11 protein-coding genes and 2 tRNA genes are annotated in these 15106 nt (G+C 72.3%); 8 read left to right on the forward strand and 5 right to left on the reverse strand.

The genetic code is table 11. The annotated features are described in order from the left end of the window. Window positions 1-326 precede the first annotated feature (326 nt). Window positions 327-1961 (forward strand): citramalate synthase, encoded by a 1635-nt coding sequence (cimA, locus tag LL648_RS20780; RefSeq protein WP_232664291.1) that lies wholly within the window; start codon window positions 327-329, stop codon window positions 1959-1961. Window positions 1962-1985: 24 nt separating this feature from the next. Then, entirely contained in the window at window positions 1986-2750 is a 765-nt protein-coding gene (locus tag LL648_RS20785; protein WP_232664292.1) for a GNAT family N-acetyltransferase, read from the forward strand. A 112-nt stretch (window positions 2751-2862) separates the two neighbouring features. Here the strand turns inward: LL648_RS20785 and LL648_RS20790 are convergent, their stop codons facing one another. Further along, window positions 2863-4182 (reverse strand): FAD-dependent oxidoreductase, encoded by a 1320-nt coding sequence (locus LL648_RS20790; RefSeq protein WP_232664293.1) that lies wholly within the window; start codon window positions 4180-4182, stop codon window positions 2863-2865. A 65-nt stretch (window positions 4183-4247) separates the two neighbouring features. On the opposite strand from LL648_RS20790, the gene gltX reads away from it, so the two are divergent. The 3 genes from gltX to LL648_RS20805 all read left to right on the forward strand — a co-directional run bounded on the left by gltX (window position 4248) and on the right by LL648_RS20805 (window position 6016). Continuing rightward, entirely contained in the window at window positions 4248-5744 is a 1497-nt protein-coding gene (gene gltX / locus LL648_RS20795) for a glutamate--tRNA ligase (protein ID WP_232664294.1), read from the forward strand. Window positions 5745-5808: 64 nt separating this feature from the next. Continuing rightward, window positions 5809-5880, forward strand: a tRNA-Gln gene (locus tag LL648_RS20800). A gap of 63 nt (window positions 5881-5943) precedes the next feature. Then, window positions 5944-6016: transfer RNA gene (locus LL648_RS20805), tRNA-Glu, on the forward strand. A 62-nt stretch (window positions 6017-6078) separates the two neighbouring features. On the opposite strand, the gene LL648_RS20810 is transcribed toward LL648_RS20805, so the two are convergent. Beyond that, complete coding sequence (locus tag LL648_RS20810) at window positions 6079-7869, reverse strand: Hsp70 family protein (RefSeq protein ID WP_232664295.1); 1791 nt, start codon at window positions 7867-7869, stop codon at window positions 6079-6081. A gap of 331 nt (window positions 7870-8200) precedes the next feature. Beyond that, window positions 8201-8902 carry an IclR family transcriptional regulator gene (locus LL648_RS20815; protein ID WP_232664296.1) on the reverse strand — a complete coding sequence of 234 codons (702 nt, stop codon included), beginning with the start codon at window positions 8900-8902 and terminating at the stop codon, window positions 8201-8203. 58 nt (window positions 8903-8960) lie between these two features. On the opposite strand from LL648_RS20815, the gene leuC reads away from it, so the two are divergent. The 3 genes from leuC to LL648_RS20830 are packed head-to-tail and all read left to right on the forward strand — an operon-like array spanning window position 8961 to window position 11554. Further along, window positions 8961-10373: a 3-isopropylmalate dehydratase large subunit gene (leuC, locus tag LL648_RS20820; protein WP_232664297.1), complete on the forward strand. Its 1413-nt coding sequence runs from the start codon at window positions 8961-8963 to the stop codon at window positions 10371-10373. Next, complete coding sequence (gene leuD, locus LL648_RS20825) at window positions 10373-10966, forward strand: 3-isopropylmalate dehydratase small subunit (RefSeq protein ID WP_232664298.1); 594 nt, start codon at window positions 10373-10375, stop codon at window positions 10964-10966. The genes leuC and leuD overlap by 1 nt, the downstream gene beginning before the upstream one ends. Before the next feature lie 48 nt (window positions 10967-11014). Beyond that, entirely contained in the window at window positions 11015-11554 is a 540-nt protein-coding gene (locus tag LL648_RS20830; RefSeq protein WP_232664299.1) for an HU family DNA-binding protein, read from the forward strand. Between the two features lie 90 nt (window positions 11555-11644). Here the strand turns inward: LL648_RS20830 and LL648_RS20835 are convergent, their stop codons facing one another. Beyond that, the gene (locus LL648_RS20835) at window positions 11645-12595 is read right to left on the reverse strand and encodes an NUDIX hydrolase (RefSeq protein WP_232664300.1); all 951 of its coding nucleotides are present in this window, start codon (window positions 12593-12595) and stop codon (window positions 11645-11647) included. Beyond that, complete coding sequence (locus LL648_RS20840; protein ID WP_232664372.1) at window positions 12592-14952, reverse strand: RNA degradosome polyphosphate kinase; 2361 nt, start codon at window positions 14950-14952, stop codon at window positions 12592-12594. The genes LL648_RS20835 and LL648_RS20840 overlap by 4 nt, the downstream gene beginning before the upstream one ends. Between the last annotated feature and the right edge of the window lie 154 nt (window positions 14953-15106).

Genomic DNA, 15106 nt, shown 5'->3' on the forward strand with positions numbered 1-15106 from the left:
GCAAAAGTGAGGGCAGGAAAGCCACTTTCCGGCCCTCACAGGGCAGGAAAGTGGCTTTCCTGCCCTCCCGGAGGAGCCGGGCCCGGGGGCGGGGGCGTGGGTGTGGATCCGCCGCCCACCTCACCACCACGTCCCACGATGTGGAACAGATGTGTGACATCGCGGGACGAGTCGTGCCATGCTGCCGGCGTGCACCACTCTTGCGTGATCATTATCGACAGGCGCGTCGGCTAGCAGCACCAGGCCGACGCGCAGACCTCTCGCATTCGCGGGGGGTCTTTTTTGTTGCCCGATCACGTCGTCGAACCCGCCCAGGAGCCAGGATCATGTCCCGCACCCAGCCCGCCGCAACCCCGCTCGGAGACACGTTCCACGTCTTCGACACGACGCTGCGCGACGGCGCCCAGCGGGAGGGCATCAGCTACTCGGTCGCCGACAAGATCGCGGTCGCGACGGCGCTGGACACGCTCGGCGTCGGGTTCATCGAGGGCGGGTGGCCGGGTGCGCTGCCGAAGGACACCGAGTTCTTCGCCCGCGCCGCGGCCGGGGAGCTGCAGCTGCGCCACGCGGTGCTGGTCGCGTTCGGCGCCACCCGCCGCGCCGACCTGACCGCCGACAACGACCCGCAGGTCAAGGCGCTGCTGGACAGTCAGGCGCCCGTCGTCACGCTGGTGGCGAAGTCGGACCGGCGCCACATCGAACGCGCGCTGCGCACCTCGGTCGAGCAGGCCTGCGCGATGGTCTCCGACACCGTTGCGTTCCTGCGCGGCGAGGGTCGGCGCGTCTTCCTCGACGCCGAGCACTTCTTCGACGGCTACGCGCACGACCCGGAGACGGCCCTGCGGGTGCTCGACGCTGCCGCGACGGCCGGCGCCGACGTCATGGTGCTCTGCGACACCAACGGCGGGATGCTCCCGCTCGGCATCGCCGCCGTCGTGCGCGACGTCGCCGCGCGCACCGGCTTCCGGCTGGGCATCCACTGCCAGGACGACACGAGCTGCGCGGTGGCCAACTCGGTCGCCGCGGTGCAGGCCGGTGCGACGCACGTGCAGTGCACCGCGAACGGCTACGGGGAGCGGGCCGGCAACGCCGACCTCTTCGCCGTAGTGGGGAACCTCGTGACCAAGCTGGGCATGCCCGTCCTACCGGACGGCGCGCTCGGCGAGCTGACCCGCACCTCGCACGCGTTGGCGGAGATCGCCAACATCGCTCCCGACACCCACCAGGCCTATGTCGGGACGTCAGCGTTCGCCCACAAGGCGGGCCTGCACGCGAGTGCGATCAAGGTGGACCCCGAGCTGTACAACCACATGGACCCTGTGGACGTCGGCAACGGGCAGCGGGTGCTGGTCACCGAGATGGCCGGCCGGGCCAGCGTCGAGCTCAAGGGCACCGAGCTCGGCGTCGACCTGGCCGGCCGCCCCGACGCGGTGTCGTCCGTCGTCTCGACGGTGAAGGAGCGCGAGGCGCTGGGGTGGTCCTACGAGGCCGCCGACGCGTCGCTGGAGCTGCTGATGCGCTCCGCGCTGGGCGACGAGAACCCCGCGCCGTTCACTCTGGAGTCCTACCGCGTGATCACCGAGCACCGGGCCGACGGCGCGGTCGTCGCGGAGGCGACGGTCAAGCTCGTCGTCGGGGGCGAGCGGCTGATCGCGACGCAGGAGGGGAACGGGCCGGTCAACGCGCTGGACGCGGCGCTGCGGGCCGCGCTCGCGCCGTCGTGCCCGTGGCTCGCGGACATGGAGCTCTCCGACTACAAGGTCCGGATCCTCACCCCGGGCGGCGCGGGCGACGGGCACGGCACCGACGCCGTCACGAGGGTGCTGATCGAGTCGACCGACCCGTCCGGCTCGTGGACGACGGTCGGCGTGCACGGCAACATCATCGAGGCCTCGTGGCTGGCGCTGGTCGACGCGCTCGCACACGCCGCGGGCCGCGACCGCGCGCTGATCGGCGTCTGACAGGGCCTGGCAGTATCCGGGGGCGTGGACGTCCTGCAGCGGATCGACCTGTTCTGCGACGCCGTGCCGCGCACCTGGGCCACGGTCACGGACGACGGCCCGCTGCGGCTGTTCAGCCGGAACGGCCCCGGCTGGCCGCTCTACGCGCGACCGATCCCCGGGGGTGGGCCGGTCACCGCGGCCGACGTCGCGCGGATGCGGGCCCGTCAACGCGCCCTGCGGGTGCCGGAGGCGTTCGAGTGGGTGCCGGCCGCCGCCCCGTCGATGACGGACGTGGCGTCGCGGGCCGGGCTGTCGGTGCAGGTATGCCCGCTGCTCGTGCTCGAGGGAGAGCCCGCTGCCGCCGAGCTCCCGGTCGGCTGCACCGCCCGCTTGCTCGGCCCCGCCGACGGCGACCTGCAGTCCGCCGCGAGCGCCGCGCTCGCGGTGACGGCCAACGCGTTCGGCGCCGCACCGCCGGGTGGGATGAACGAGCGCGCGCTCGCTGCGCTGCGCGCCGACCTTGCCGCGGGGACGATCGCGCGCCTCCTGGTGACCGGACCGGACGGGCCCGTGGCGGCCGGATCGGCGCAGCGCAGCGGCGACGTCGTCGAGCTGACCGGGATCGCCACCGACGCCCGCCACCGCGGCAAGGGCATCGCCGCCGCCGTGACCGCCGTGCTGGCGAGCGCGGCCCGCGCGGCCGGCGCGGCGCTGGTCTTCCTCGCTGCCGGCGACGACGGCGCGAGCCGCGTCTACCGACGCACCGGCTTCACGAAGGTCGGCGAGTGCGCGATCGCCCAGAGCTGACGGCCCAGCGCACGCAACTCCAGTTGAGAGGGCAGGAAAGCCACTTTCCTGCCCTGTGAGGGCCGGAAAGTGGCTTTCCTGCCCTCCCCGGGCCCACGCCGGCGCCCACTCGTCAGGCGCGGGCGTTGCTGCGCCGGGCCCACGCCGGCGCGTGCTCCGGCAGCGGGCCGATCGCGACGATCCGCGCCGGGATGCCCTGCAGCACCGGGAAGCGGCGCAGGAGCCGCAGCGGTAGCGGCAGGTCCTCCATGCGGGCCAGCCCCTGCGGGTTGTCGTCGAGCAGCCCGGAAGCCGGCGCCGTGCTCCCCGCGGGCGAGCTCGCGACGGCGACCGGCCCGCTGATCAGCACGTTGTGCGCGAGTCGCTGGCCCGCCTGGACGAGCGCGGTGGGCCACCAGCGCCGGCGCTGCACCGCGCGCAGCATCGAGAGCGGGACGATGCCGCCGCTGCGCAGCGCCGGCGCCAGCAGCCGCGCGGTCGCAACGGCATCGGCGACCGCGAGGTTGATGCCGACCCCGGCCACCGGCGACATCGCGTGCGCGGCGTCGCCGATCAGCAGCAACCCGTCGACGGCCCATCGTCGCTGCCGGTTCAGCTTCACGTCGAGCAGCTTGACGTCGTCGAACGAGGTGATCGTCGCGAGCCGCTCGGCGAGCCACGGGACCAACGCCGCGAGCCGCGCGCGGAACGCGTCGATGCCCTCCCTGCGCAGCACCGCGTCGCTGCCCTTGCCGATGAGGTACGCGGCCTGCCAGTAGTCGCCGCGGTCGATGAGCACCGCGAAGTTTCCGCTGGTCACGCGCATGACGCCGCCTTCGGGGTCGCCCTGCTCGCGTGGCAGCCGGAACCACCACACGTCCATCGGCGCTCCGAACGAGCGCGGCACCAGCCCCGCCTCGGCGGCGACCACCGAGCCGCGCCCGTCGCAGCCGATGGTGAGCGACGCCCGCAGCTCGTGCTCGGAGCCGTCGGTGCGGTCGCGGTAGCGCACGCCGGCGACGCGGCTGTGCGGGCCGTCGTCGCGCAGCAGCCCGATCACCTCGGCGTTGCGGCGCAGCGTGAACGACGGCTCGGTCTCGGCCTCGTCGGCGATCAGATCGAGGAAGTCCCACTGCGGGACCATCGCGATGTATTTGTGCGGGCCCGGGAGGCGGGACATGTCGGCCACCCGGGCCATCCCGCAGTCGAGCTGCACCTGAGCGCGGGTCATCGCGCGCTGCGGCAGTGCGGCGAACCGGTCGTCCAGACCCAGCTCGTCGAGCAGGTTGAGGGTGGACGCGTGGACGGTGTCGCCGCGGAAGTCGCGCAGGAAGTCGGCGTGCTTCTCCAGCACCGTCACCTCGACGCCCGCCCGTGCCATGAGCAGGCCGAGCACCAGCCCGGCGGGTCCGCCTCCGACGACGAGGCAGGTCGTGCGCTCGTTTTTCGTCATGCGTTGAATTCTAGACCGGGAATGCCGTCGGCGCCAGAGACGCCCCCCGATAGGCTGGCCGGACCATGAGTGAGCTCGCGAACGCCGTCCGGGTCCGGTTCTGCCCATCGCCGACCGGCACCCCGCACGTCGGCCTGATCCGCACCGCACTGTTCAACTGGGCGCACGCCCGCCACAACGGCGGCGCGTTCGTCTTCCGGATCGAGGACACCGACGCCAGCCGCGATTCCGCGGAGTCGTACGTCGCGCTGCTCGACGCGCTGCGCTGGCTCGGGCTCGATTGGGACGAGGGCCCCGAGGTCGGCGGTCCGCACGGCCCGTACCGGCAGAGCGAGCGCCGCGAGATCTACACCGATGTGCTCGCCAAGCTGGTCGCCGCGGGCGAGGTGTACGAGTCGTTCTCCTCGGGGGAGGAGATCGAGGCGCGCCACCGCGCTGCGGGGCGCGACCCCAAGCTCGGCTACGACAACGCCGACCGCGAGCTCACCGACGAGCAGCGCGCCGCCTTCCGCGCCGAGGGCAGGCTGCCGGTCTACCGCCTGCGCATGCCCGACCGCGACATCACGTTCGACGACCTCGTCCGCGGCGAGGTGACCTTCCGCGTGGGCACGGTGTCCGACTTCGTGCTCGCGCGCGGCGACGGCACCCCGCTCTACCCGCTCACCAATCCCGTCGACGACGCGCTCATGGGCATCACCGACGTGCTGCGGGGCGAGGACCTGCTGCCGTCGACGCCACGCCAGATCGCGCTTCTGGAGGCGTTGGCCCGCATCGGCGTCGGCAACGGGCCGTTCCGGTACGGCCACCTGCCGCTCGTGACGGGTGAGGGGAATCGCAAGCTCTCCAAGCGCGACCCCGAGTCGAACCTGTTCTTCTACCGTGATCGCGGATTCGCACCGGAAGGCCTGCTCAACTACCTCGCGCTGCTCGGATGGTCGATCGCGGAGGACCGCGACATCTTCTCGATGGCCGAGATGACCGAGGCGTTCGAGATCTCCCGCGTTTCGCGCAATGCGGCGCGCTTCGACCTCAAGAAGGCCGAGGCGATCAACGCCGCGCACCTGCGTGCGCTGCCGGTCGAGGAGTTCGCGAAGCGGGTTGAGCCCTACCTGGTGGCAGAAGGTGTGACGACCGGCACGATCACGGCGGAGCAGCGCGATGTGCTCGCCGCCGCGGCGCCGCTCGTGCAGGAGCGCAGCGTCGTGCTCTCCGACGCCGCGCGGATGCTGCGGTTCCTGTTCGTAGCGGAGGATGCCTTCGCGCCGGAGGAGGAAGCGGCGACGAAGAACCTCGGCGCCGATGCCGCTCCCATCCTCGACGCCGCTCTGACCAGCCTGGATGCGCTGGCGGAGTGGACGACGCCCGCGATCGAGGAGGCCCTCAAGGCTGCTCTCGTCGACGGTTTGGGGCTCAAGCCGCGCAAGGCGTTCGGGCCTGTGCGGGTCGCCGTCAGCGGCCGAACGGTGTCGCCGCCGCTCTACGAGTCGATGGAACTGCTGGGCAAGGAGCGTTCACTCGCGCGCATCAGGGCCGGTTTGGAGCGCGCGGGAGGCCTCGGCTAGAGTATCCACCGCAGGGCACGGACACCGGTTCCATCAGCTGAGGACCCGGATGAACGTGAGCAATTGGGGTATGGTGTAATTGGCAGCACGACTGATTCTGGTTCAGTTAGTCTAGGTTCGAGTCCTGGTACCCCAGCGGGAATATGCAGTATCCCAGCAGATACACTCCAGGTAGCACAACTGCAGATGTTGTTTCCACGGCCCCGTCGTCTAGCGGCCTAGGACGCCGCCCTCTCAAGGCGGTAGCGCGGGTTCAAATCCCGTCGGGGCTACACCGAAAGGCCCGTTCCGGTTCGCCGGAACGGGCCTTTTCGTTTGCCCGCTGCGCCCGCGGCTAGCGGTTGTCCTCGTCGGGCTCGGTCGTGGGCCCGGTCGACGACGGCGGGGTCGTCGACGACGGCGGCACCGAGGTGCTCGTCGGCGGGGTGGTGGTCGTGGGCGGCACCGTCGTCGTGGTCGGCGGTGGCGTGGTGCGCGGCGGCGGCTCGGGCCGCGGCGAGCGGGTGGTCGGCGGCGCGGTGGTCGGTGCCTCGGTCGTCGTCGTTGCCGCCGCCGAGGTCGGAGGCAGCGGTGCGCCGACGCCGGTCGGTGTTGATGCGCCGCTCGTCGGCCAGAGGAACACCGCGGCGATCACGGCGACGACCGCAGCAGCCGCGCCACCGCCGACCAGCAGCACGGGGCTGCCGCCGCGCTCGCGCCCGTAACGCGGCTCGGGGTCGTACTCGGCGCCGTCGTACTCGCCGTCGTAGTCGTCGTACTCCGGGTAGTCGCCGGCCCCGGCGTAGCCGTAGTCCTGGGCCGGGCGCTCCGGGAAGACCGGCGGTCGCGGCGGCGGAGGGGGCGGCGCCGCGTGCCGGCGTTGCATGCCGCCGGTGGTGGAGAGCCGCTCGGTCGGCGGTGCCGGGTACCCGCCCGACGATCCGGGGTACGAGCCCGACGCCCCACCCGGGTGCGGCGGCGGCACGGCAGCTCCTGCTGCGGCCCCCAACGCGGCGCCCAGCGGGGGCCGGCCACCGCGCGGCGACGGCGCGTGCCCGCCGGTGCGGGACGTCCCGTAGGAGGTCAAGGAGAGCGCGGCGCCCTTGGCGATGGCGTTCTTCGGGTCGGCGTCGACGGCGACCGGGCGGTTGAGCTGCTCGGAGACCATCTCCCCGACGAGCGGGATCCGCGACGACCCGCCGACCAGGAGCACCGCGGTGAGCTGCTCGGGGGCGACCCCGGCGGAGGTGATGGCGCGCCGCAGCGAGGAGACGGTCTCCTCCACCTGCATGCGGATCATGGCCTCGAACTCGCTGCGGTGCAGCCGCACCGTGCCGCGCGCACCGGGCATGAGCACCTGGATCGACACCTCGGTGTCGCTGGAGAGCGCTTCCTTGGCGTCGGTGCACTCGCGCCGGATGGCCGCCACCGCCGAGAGCACGGCGGGGTCGGTCTCGTCGAGGTTCTCGAACGCCTCCGGCATGCCCTCGACGACGTGCTGGAACACGACCTCGTCGAAGTCGATCCCGCCGAGGTGCTCGAGCCCTTCCGGTCGGCCGAGCAGGCTGAACGACCCGTTCGCCTCCTTGTGCACGACGGCGGCGTCGAACGTGCCGCCGCCGAAGTCGTACACCGCGATCGTCGAGCCCGGCTCGACCCGTTCCGCCGAGGCGTAGTGCAGCGCGGCCGCCTGCGGCTCCGCGATGAACGTGATGGGCAGGCCCTGGTTGGCCAGCGCGCCGCCGAGCAGGTCCTTCTTGTGCGCGCCCCACGCGGCGGGGTGCGCGATGGCGATCCGGTTGGTCGGGCCGCCTTCGCGCTGCGCGACCTTGTCGACGACCCACCGCACGAGCCGCGCGGAGAGCTCCTCGGGCGCCCACGGGCGGCCGGCGACCATCACCGGCGTCGGGTCGCCGATGCGGCGCTTGAACTCGCGCACCACGCGGTCGGGATCGGTCACCGCCCTGCGCTCGGCGGCCTCGCCGACGACCACTGCGCCGTCGTCCCCGAGGTAGATCACCGAAGGCACCGCGCTGGAGCGGTCCCCGAGCGTCACCACCTCGATGTCGCCGGAGTGGGGCCCGGTGCGGCCGATGGCCGCGGCGCTCCGCGTGGTGCCCACATCGATACCGAGCACGTAGCTCATCGGCTGTGCTCCGCCGTCGCAGGGTCGCTCACTGCACTCCTTGCTGTGCCCGGCCACGCGGCCGCTGTGCCTCAGGGCTCGTCGGACCTCGAAAGTCGATCGACATGACCCTCAGTGAATCCATCGAGCCGGTGGGAGGTCACGTTAGCGGTTTCGCTTGCCGCCGATCGTCCGGGTGGGGGAACGGTGACACCGCAGGGTGATCGTTGCGCGGGGGAGGGCAGGAAAGCCACTTTCCTGCCCTGTGAGGGCCGGAAAGTGGCTTTCCTGCCCTCGCTCCGTAGTCGTTGCGCCCCGGGGTGGGCGGTTGGGCGGGGGTGGCGTGGCCCGGTCAGAGGCGGTGTTGGAGTGCCTCCGCCGCCGCCAGCAGGTCGGCGGCCCACCGCACGCCGGGGCGGCGGCCGATGCGGTCGACGGGGCCGGAGACGGAGACGGCGGCGACCACCTGGCCGGCGCCGTCGCGCACCGGCGCCGAGACGCTCGCCACGCCGGTCTCGCGCTCGGCGACGCTCTGCGCCCACCCGCGCCGGCGCACGTCGAGGAGCACACGTTCGCCGAACGTGGCATCGGCGAGCACCGCGCGCTGCACGGCGGGCTCGGCCCACGCGGCGAGCACCTTGGCGCCCGATCCGGCGGTCATCGGGAGGCGGGAGCCGACCGGGACGGTGTCGCGCAGGCCGCTCGCGGGCTCCGCGGTGGCGACGCAGACGCGCTGGCTGCCGTCGCGGCGGTAGAGCTGCACGCTCTCGCCGGTGATGTCGCGCAGGCGCGGCAGCACCGCGGCCGCGGCCTCCAGCAGCGGGTCGACGCCGCCCGCCGCGAGCTCGGCGAGCGTGGGCCCGGGGCGCCACCGACCGTCCGATCCGCGGTGCAGCAGCCCGTGCACCTCCAGCCCGACCGCGAGCCGGTGCGCCGTGGCGCGCGGGAGGCCCGTGCGCTGGCACAGCTCCGCGAGCCCGCACGGCTCCGCCGCGGTCGCCCGCAGCACCCCCACGGCCTTGTCGAGCACGCCGATACCGCTATGCTGTCTCACAAGCCGATACTAACTTCCCAATCTATGAGAAGTCGAGAGAGTTTAGGAGGCGGGCTGCGTGGCACGCACACTGGCCGAGAAGGTGTGGGAGCAGCACCTCGTCAGGAGGGGTGAGGGGAACGAGCCCGATCTCCTCTACATCGACCTGCACCTCGTGCACGAGGTCACCAGCCCACAGGCGTTCGACGGGCTGCGGCTCGCCGGTCGGAAGGTGCGCAGGCCCGACCTGACGCTCGCCACCGAGGACCACAACGTCCCCACGCTCGACGTGCTCGCCCCGATCGCCGACGAGGTCTCCCGCACGCAGGTCGAGACACTGCGGCGCAACTGCGCCGAGTTCGGCGTCACGCTCTACCCGATGAACCACGCCGAGCAGGGCATCGTGCACGTCATCGGTCCGCAGCTGGGGCTGACCCAGCCGGGCACCACCGTCGTCTGCGGCGACAGCCACACCTCGACGCACGGCGCGTTCGGCGCGATGGCGTTCGGCATCGGCACCTCCGAGGTCGAGCACGTCCTCGCGACGCAGACGCTGCCGCTCAAGCGGTTCCGGACGATGGCGATCAACGTCAACAGCGCGGACGGCGCGCTGCGGCCCGGCGTCACGAGCAAGGACGTCGTGCTCGCGATGATCGCGAAGATCGGCACCGGCGGCGGCCAGGGCTACGTCCTGGAGTACCGCGGCAACGTCATCGACAACCTGTCGATGGAAGCGCGGATGACGATCTGCAACATGTCGATCGAGGCGGGCGCGCGCGCCGGCATGATCGCCCCGGACGAGACGACGTTCGCCTACCTCGAAGGCCGCGACCACGCGCCGAAGGGCGCGGACTGGGACGTCGCCGTCGCCGCGTGGCGCGAGCTGCGCACCGACGACGACGCGACCTTCGACGCCGAGGTGGACATCGACGCCGACGCGCTGACCCCGTTCGTCACCTGGGGGACCAACCCCGGGCAGGGCCTCCCGCTGGGTGAGAGCGTGCCCGATCCCGCGGCCATCGTCGACGAGAACGAGCGCGTCTCCGCGGAGAAGGCCCTCGCCTACATGGGGCTGGAGGCCGGCACCCCGCTGCGCGACGTGCGGGTGGACACCGTCTTCGTCGGCTCGTGCACCAACGGTCGGATCGAGGACCTCCGCGCCGCCGCCGAGATCATCGACGGCCGCACGGTCGCCGAGGGCGTCCGGATGCTGGTCGTGCCGGGCTCGATGCGCGTGCGCTTCCAGGCCGAGCAGGAGGGCCTCGACAAGGTGTTCACCGCGGCCGGCGCCGAGTGGCGCTCGGCGGGCTGCTCGATGTGCCTGGGCATGAACCCCGACCAGCTGGCGCCGGGCGAGCGCAGCGCGTCTACGTCGAACCGCAACTTCGAGGGCCGCCAGGGCAAGGGCGGCCGCACCCACCTGGTGTCCCCGCTGGTCGCGGCCGCGACCGCGGTGCGCGGCACCCTGAGCTCGCCGGAGGACCTGGCCTGATGGACGCGTTCACCACCCACACCGGCATCGGCGTGCCGCTGCGGCGCGCCAACGTCGACACCGACCAGATCATCCCGGCCGTCTACCTGAAGCGGGTCACCCGCACCGGTTTCGAGGACGGCCTGTTCTCGGCGTGGCGAGCCGACGAGAGCTTCATCCTCAACCAGGAGCCGTTCTCGAGGGGCTCGGTGCTCGTTGCCGGGGCCGACTTCGGCACCGGCTCGTCCCGCGAGCACGCCGTCTGGGCGTTGATGAACTACGGCTTCCGCGTGGTCATCTCCTCGCGCTTCGCCGACATCTTCCGCGGCAACTCCGCGAAGGCGGGACTGCTCGCCGCGCAGGTCGCGCAGCCCGACGTCGAGCTGCTCTGGAAGCTGCTGGAGAACGAGCCCGGCACCGAGGTGACCGTCGACCTGCGGGAAAAGACCGTGCAGGCGCGTGATCTCACCGTCGCGTTCGAGATCGACGACTACACGCGCTGGCGGCTGCTGGAAGGCCTCGACGACATCGGCCTCACCCTGCGCCACGCCGATCACATCGCGGCTTTCGAAGCCGCTCGTCCATCCAGGATGCCCCGTACGGCACCTGCCTGAGCGCGCCTGCTGGCAAAAGGCCCTGAGCAGGCCTTACGGTCACGGGCTATGAACAAGACGCAGCTTGTGGACGCGCTCGCGGAGCGCCTCGGCGACCGGCGGACGGCGGCCACGGCGGTCGACGGTCTCCTCGAAACGATCGTGGAGACGGTGCAGGGCGGCGACTCGGTGTCGATCACCGGGTTCGGCGTCTTCGAGGGCAGGGCACGCGCGGCCCGCACCGCGCGCAACCCGCGCACCGGCGAGCCCATCTCGATCTCGGCCACCACCGTGCCGGCCTTCCGCCCCGGCGCCACCTTCCGCACCGCCGTCGGTGGCGGCTCGACCCCGGCCCCGGCGACCCCTGCGCCCGCCGCGAAGCCGGCGAGCCGTCGGGCGAAGGTGACGACGTCGTTCACCGCCGCCGCCCCGAGCAAGGCGGCCAAGAACGGCTCGGAGAAGGACGACTCGAAGAACGGGACCGAGAAGAACGGGACCGGCAAGAACGGCAAGGACAAGACCTCGAAGGCCAAGTCCGCGAAGGCCGACAAGTCCGAGAAGTCCGCGAAGGCAGACAAGGGCAAGAAAGCGTCGAAGAACAAGAAGTAGCCCGCGAGTCCACCCCAACTTCCCCACCGTTTTGCCTACCTACAGACCTCCGAGGGCGTGCAGGTTGGCAAAACGGTGGGGGAGTTCGGGTCAGGCTCGGGCGTAGTAGTCCGCGGCGCGCAGTTCCGTCCCGGTGAACGACAGCAGCCAGATGCTGCCCTTCTTGGAAGGCACGTCCGTGGTGTCGATCCGCAGCGGGCGGGGGCTCGAGTCCGCGAGCGCGGCGACGACGTCGGGGATCACCCCGCCCTGGCTGCAGACGATCGTGACGCCCGGTTCGGCGGTGATCTCGGCCAGCCGCGCGCGGCCGGCGGCGGGATGGTCCCAGTAACCCTCCTCGCCGAGCAACGGCTCGTCGGCGACGGGCATCCCGCCGAGCGCGGCGGCGAGCGGCGCGATCGTTTCGCGGCAGCGCACGGGCGGTGCGCTCGCCAGCCGGTCGGGCCCGAACCGGGGCAGCACCCGGCCGAGCCTGGCCGCCTGCTCGCGGCCGGAGCCCGAGAGCGGGCGCAGGTCGTCGTCGCCGTCCCACTGGTTGCGGCTGCCGGCCTTCGCGTGGCGCACCAGCAGCACGGTCGACGTCGGCGCGCCGATCGTGGTGAAGCGGCGCAGCACGTCGATGTCGAACGTGTACGAGAGCAGCCTCGCCGCGCTGCTCGCCGGTACCCACCGCAGCTCGTCGGTCTCGTCGTTGGGCTCGAAGGCGCCGCCGACGGCCTCACCCGCCCAGTACCGGACGATCTTGCGGCCGTCCGCCACCTCGTACCGCACGTCGCCGAGCGCCGACCCGAGCCGGACGCGGTGCCCGGTCTCCTCCTCGACCTCGCGCACCGCGGCGGCCGACATCGTCTCGCCGGTGTCGAGCTTGCCCTTCGGGAACGACCAGTCGTCGTAGCGCGGCCGGTGCACGAGCGCCACCTGCGGCTCGCCACCCGTTGCAAAGTCATCACCCGGCCGCCACAGCACGCAACCCGCCGCCCTGATCAGGCCCTCCGCCGCCGTGCCGTCGGTGTCGTCGGTCCCGTGGGAGCCGTCGCTCACGACGTGTCTGCCGAGAGCGTGGCGTGGCGCGCCATCATCTCGGCCTGGTGGTCGCGGACGGGTGAGACCCCGGAGTCCGGCGACGGCGACGGCTCCCAGGAGCCGTCGGCGTGCAGCGTCCAGCAGCGGGTCGCCGGGTCGAGGCACGAGTCGAGCACGTCGGCCAGCTTCCCGGCCAGCGCCGGCTCCGCGACCCGCAGCAGCACCTCGACCCGCCGGTCCAGGTTGCGGTGCATCATGTCGGCGCTGCCGATCCAGTACTCGTCGGCCGCGCCGAAGTGGAAGATGCGGGAGTGCTCGAGGAACCGTCCGAGGATCGAGCGCACGTGGATGTTCTCGGAGAGCCCCGGCCGGCCGGGCCGGATCGCGCAGATCCCGCGCACCACGACGTCGACCGGCATCCCGGCCTGCGACGCGCGGTAGAGCGCGTCGATCACCTGCTCGTCGACCAGGGAGTTCACCTTGATCCGCACGCGCGCCGCCGGGTTGCCGGCGCGGTGCGCCTCGACCTCGTCCTCGATCCGCCGGACGATGCCGCGGCGCACGCCGTAGGGCGCCACCAGCAGGCTGCGGTAGGACGTCTGTCGGGAGTAGCCGGTGAGCGAGTTGAACAGGTCGGTGAGGTCGGCGCCGATCGTCGGATCGGCGGTCAGCACGCCGAGGTCCTCGTAGAGCCGCGCGGTCTTCGGGTTGTAGTTGCCCGTGCCGATGTGGCAGTAGCGGCGGATCGTCGAGCCCTCCTGGCGCACCACGAGCGACGTCTTGCAGTGCGTCTTGAGGCCCAGCAGGCCGTACACGACGTGCACGCCCGCCTTCTCCAGCTCTCGCGCCCACCGGATGTTGGCCTGCTCGTCGAACCGCGCCTTGATCTCCACGAGCGCGACGACCTGCTTGCCGGCCGCGGCAGCGTCGATCAGGGCGTCGACGATGGGGGAGTCGCCGGACGTGCGGTAGAGCGTCTGCTTGATGGCGAGCACGTTGTCGTCGGCGGCCGCCTGCTCGATGAACCGCTGCACGCTCGTCGAGAACGAGTCGTACGGGTGGTGCACCAGCACGTCGCCCTCGCGGAGGGTGGCGAACACGCTGCGCGGGGTCTCGCGGTCGGCGAACGCAGGGTGCGTCGCCGGGACGAACGTGTCGTCCTTCAGGTCGGGGCGATCCACCGCGTGCAACGCCCACAGCGCGGTCAGGTCGAGCAGCCCCGGCACGGTGACGACGTCGGCCGGGTCGACGTCGAGCTCGCGCAGCAGCCGCTCCAGCATGTGCTCCGACATGGTGTCGGTGACCTCGAGCCGCACCGGCGGCCCGAACCGGCGCCGCGCCAGCTCCCGCTCCAGCGACTGCAGCAGGTCCTCGTCGCGGTCCTCCTCGACCTCAAGGTCGGCGTTGCGGGTCACCCGGAACGCGTGCACCTCGGCGACCTCCATCCCGGTGAACAGGTCGCCGAGGTGGGCGCCGATCAGGTCCTCGATCGGCAGGAACGTGACGCTGGAGTCGCCGGTCGCGACCCGCACCAGCCGCGGGACGTTGTTCGGCACCTTCACGCGGGCGAAGTGCTCGGTGCGGCCCTGCGGGTCGCGGACGGTGACGGCGAGGTTGAGCGAGAGCCCCGAGATGTAGGGGAAGGGGTGCGCCGGGTCGACCGCGAGCGGGGTGAGCACCGGGAAGACCTGCGCCGAGAAGTAGTCGGACAGGCGCAGCCGCTGGTCGTCGGACAGGTCGTCCCAACGCAGGATGCGGATGCCCTCCTCGTCGAGCCGCGGGCGCACCCGGTCGAGGAAGACCCGCGCGTGCGCCTCGGCGATCGCCTGGCTGCGGGTGGCGATCCTGGCCAGCTGCTCGCGCGGCGACATGCCGTCGGCGCTGCGCACGCCCAGCCCGGTCTCGTCGCGGCGCTTCAGCCCGGCCACCCGGACCATGTAGAACTCGTCGAGGTTCGACGCGAAGATCGCGAGGAACTTGGCCCGCTCCAGCAACGGCTGGCTGGGGTCCTCCGCGAGCGCGAGCACCCGCGCGTTGAAGTCGAGCCACGACAGCTCGCGGTTGAGGTAGCGGTCGTCGGGCATCTCCGACGCGGGTGTGACCGTGCGCGCCGGCGGGCTCACCGGGACCGCGGCACCCGTCTGAGCCGGCTTGCTCGGCGCGTCGGTGCCGTTGCCCGTCGCTGCCGGAGCAGGCGCGACGGTGCGCGCCTTGTCCCCGGTCTGATCCGCGCTCTTGTCCGGGCCGCTGGGCCGGGCGGGTGCCTGCGTCGCCGCGCCGGCGCCGGCCCGCGCGGCGGCGGCCACCCGTCTGGTCGCTGGGCGAGGGGTCCGACGCTGGCCGGCGGCGCGCTTGGCCGGCTCCTGATCCGGCATGCTGCTCACGTCGTCACCCACGGTGGTGATTGTTGCTCACCAGCAGCCGGTGTGTGAGCCGCGTACACCGGTATCCGGGTGAATCTCCGGGCCGGACGGCTGCACGCGTGCGGCACGTCACAACAGAACCTTAAGAAGATCGCAAGTCTCACTG

The organism is Pseudonocardia sp. TRM90224 (genome assembly GCF_021245725.1).
In the GTDB taxonomy this organism is placed as follows: domain Bacteria; phylum Actinomycetota; class Actinomycetes; order Mycobacteriales; family Pseudonocardiaceae; genus Pseudonocardia.

Coding starts and splice junctions, on each gene's coding strand:
- LL648_RS20810 (WP_232664295.1), bottom strand. CDS start 7,869: ATGAGCTACGTGCTCGGTATCGATGTGGGCACCACGCGGAGCGCCGCG.
- LL648_RS20790 (WP_232664293.1), bottom strand. CDS start 4,182: ATGACGAAAAACGAGCGCACGACCTGCCTCGTCGTCGGAGGCGGACCC.
- leuD (WP_232664298.1), top strand. CDS start 10,373: ATGGACGCGTTCACCACCCACACCGGCATCGGCGTGCCGCTGCGGCGC.
- gltX (WP_232664294.1), top strand. CDS start 4,248: ATGAGTGAGCTCGCGAACGCCGTCCGGGTCCGGTTCTGCCCATCGCCG.
- LL648_RS20840 (WP_232664372.1), bottom strand. CDS start 14,952: ATGCCGGATCAGGAGCCGGCCAAGCGCGCCGCCGGCCAGCGTCGGACC.
- LL648_RS20830 (WP_232664299.1), top strand. CDS start 11,015: ATGAACAAGACGCAGCTTGTGGACGCGCTCGCGGAGCGCCTCGGCGAC.
- cimA (WP_232664291.1), top strand. CDS start 327: ATGTCCCGCACCCAGCCCGCCGCAACCCCGCTCGGAGACACGTTCCAC.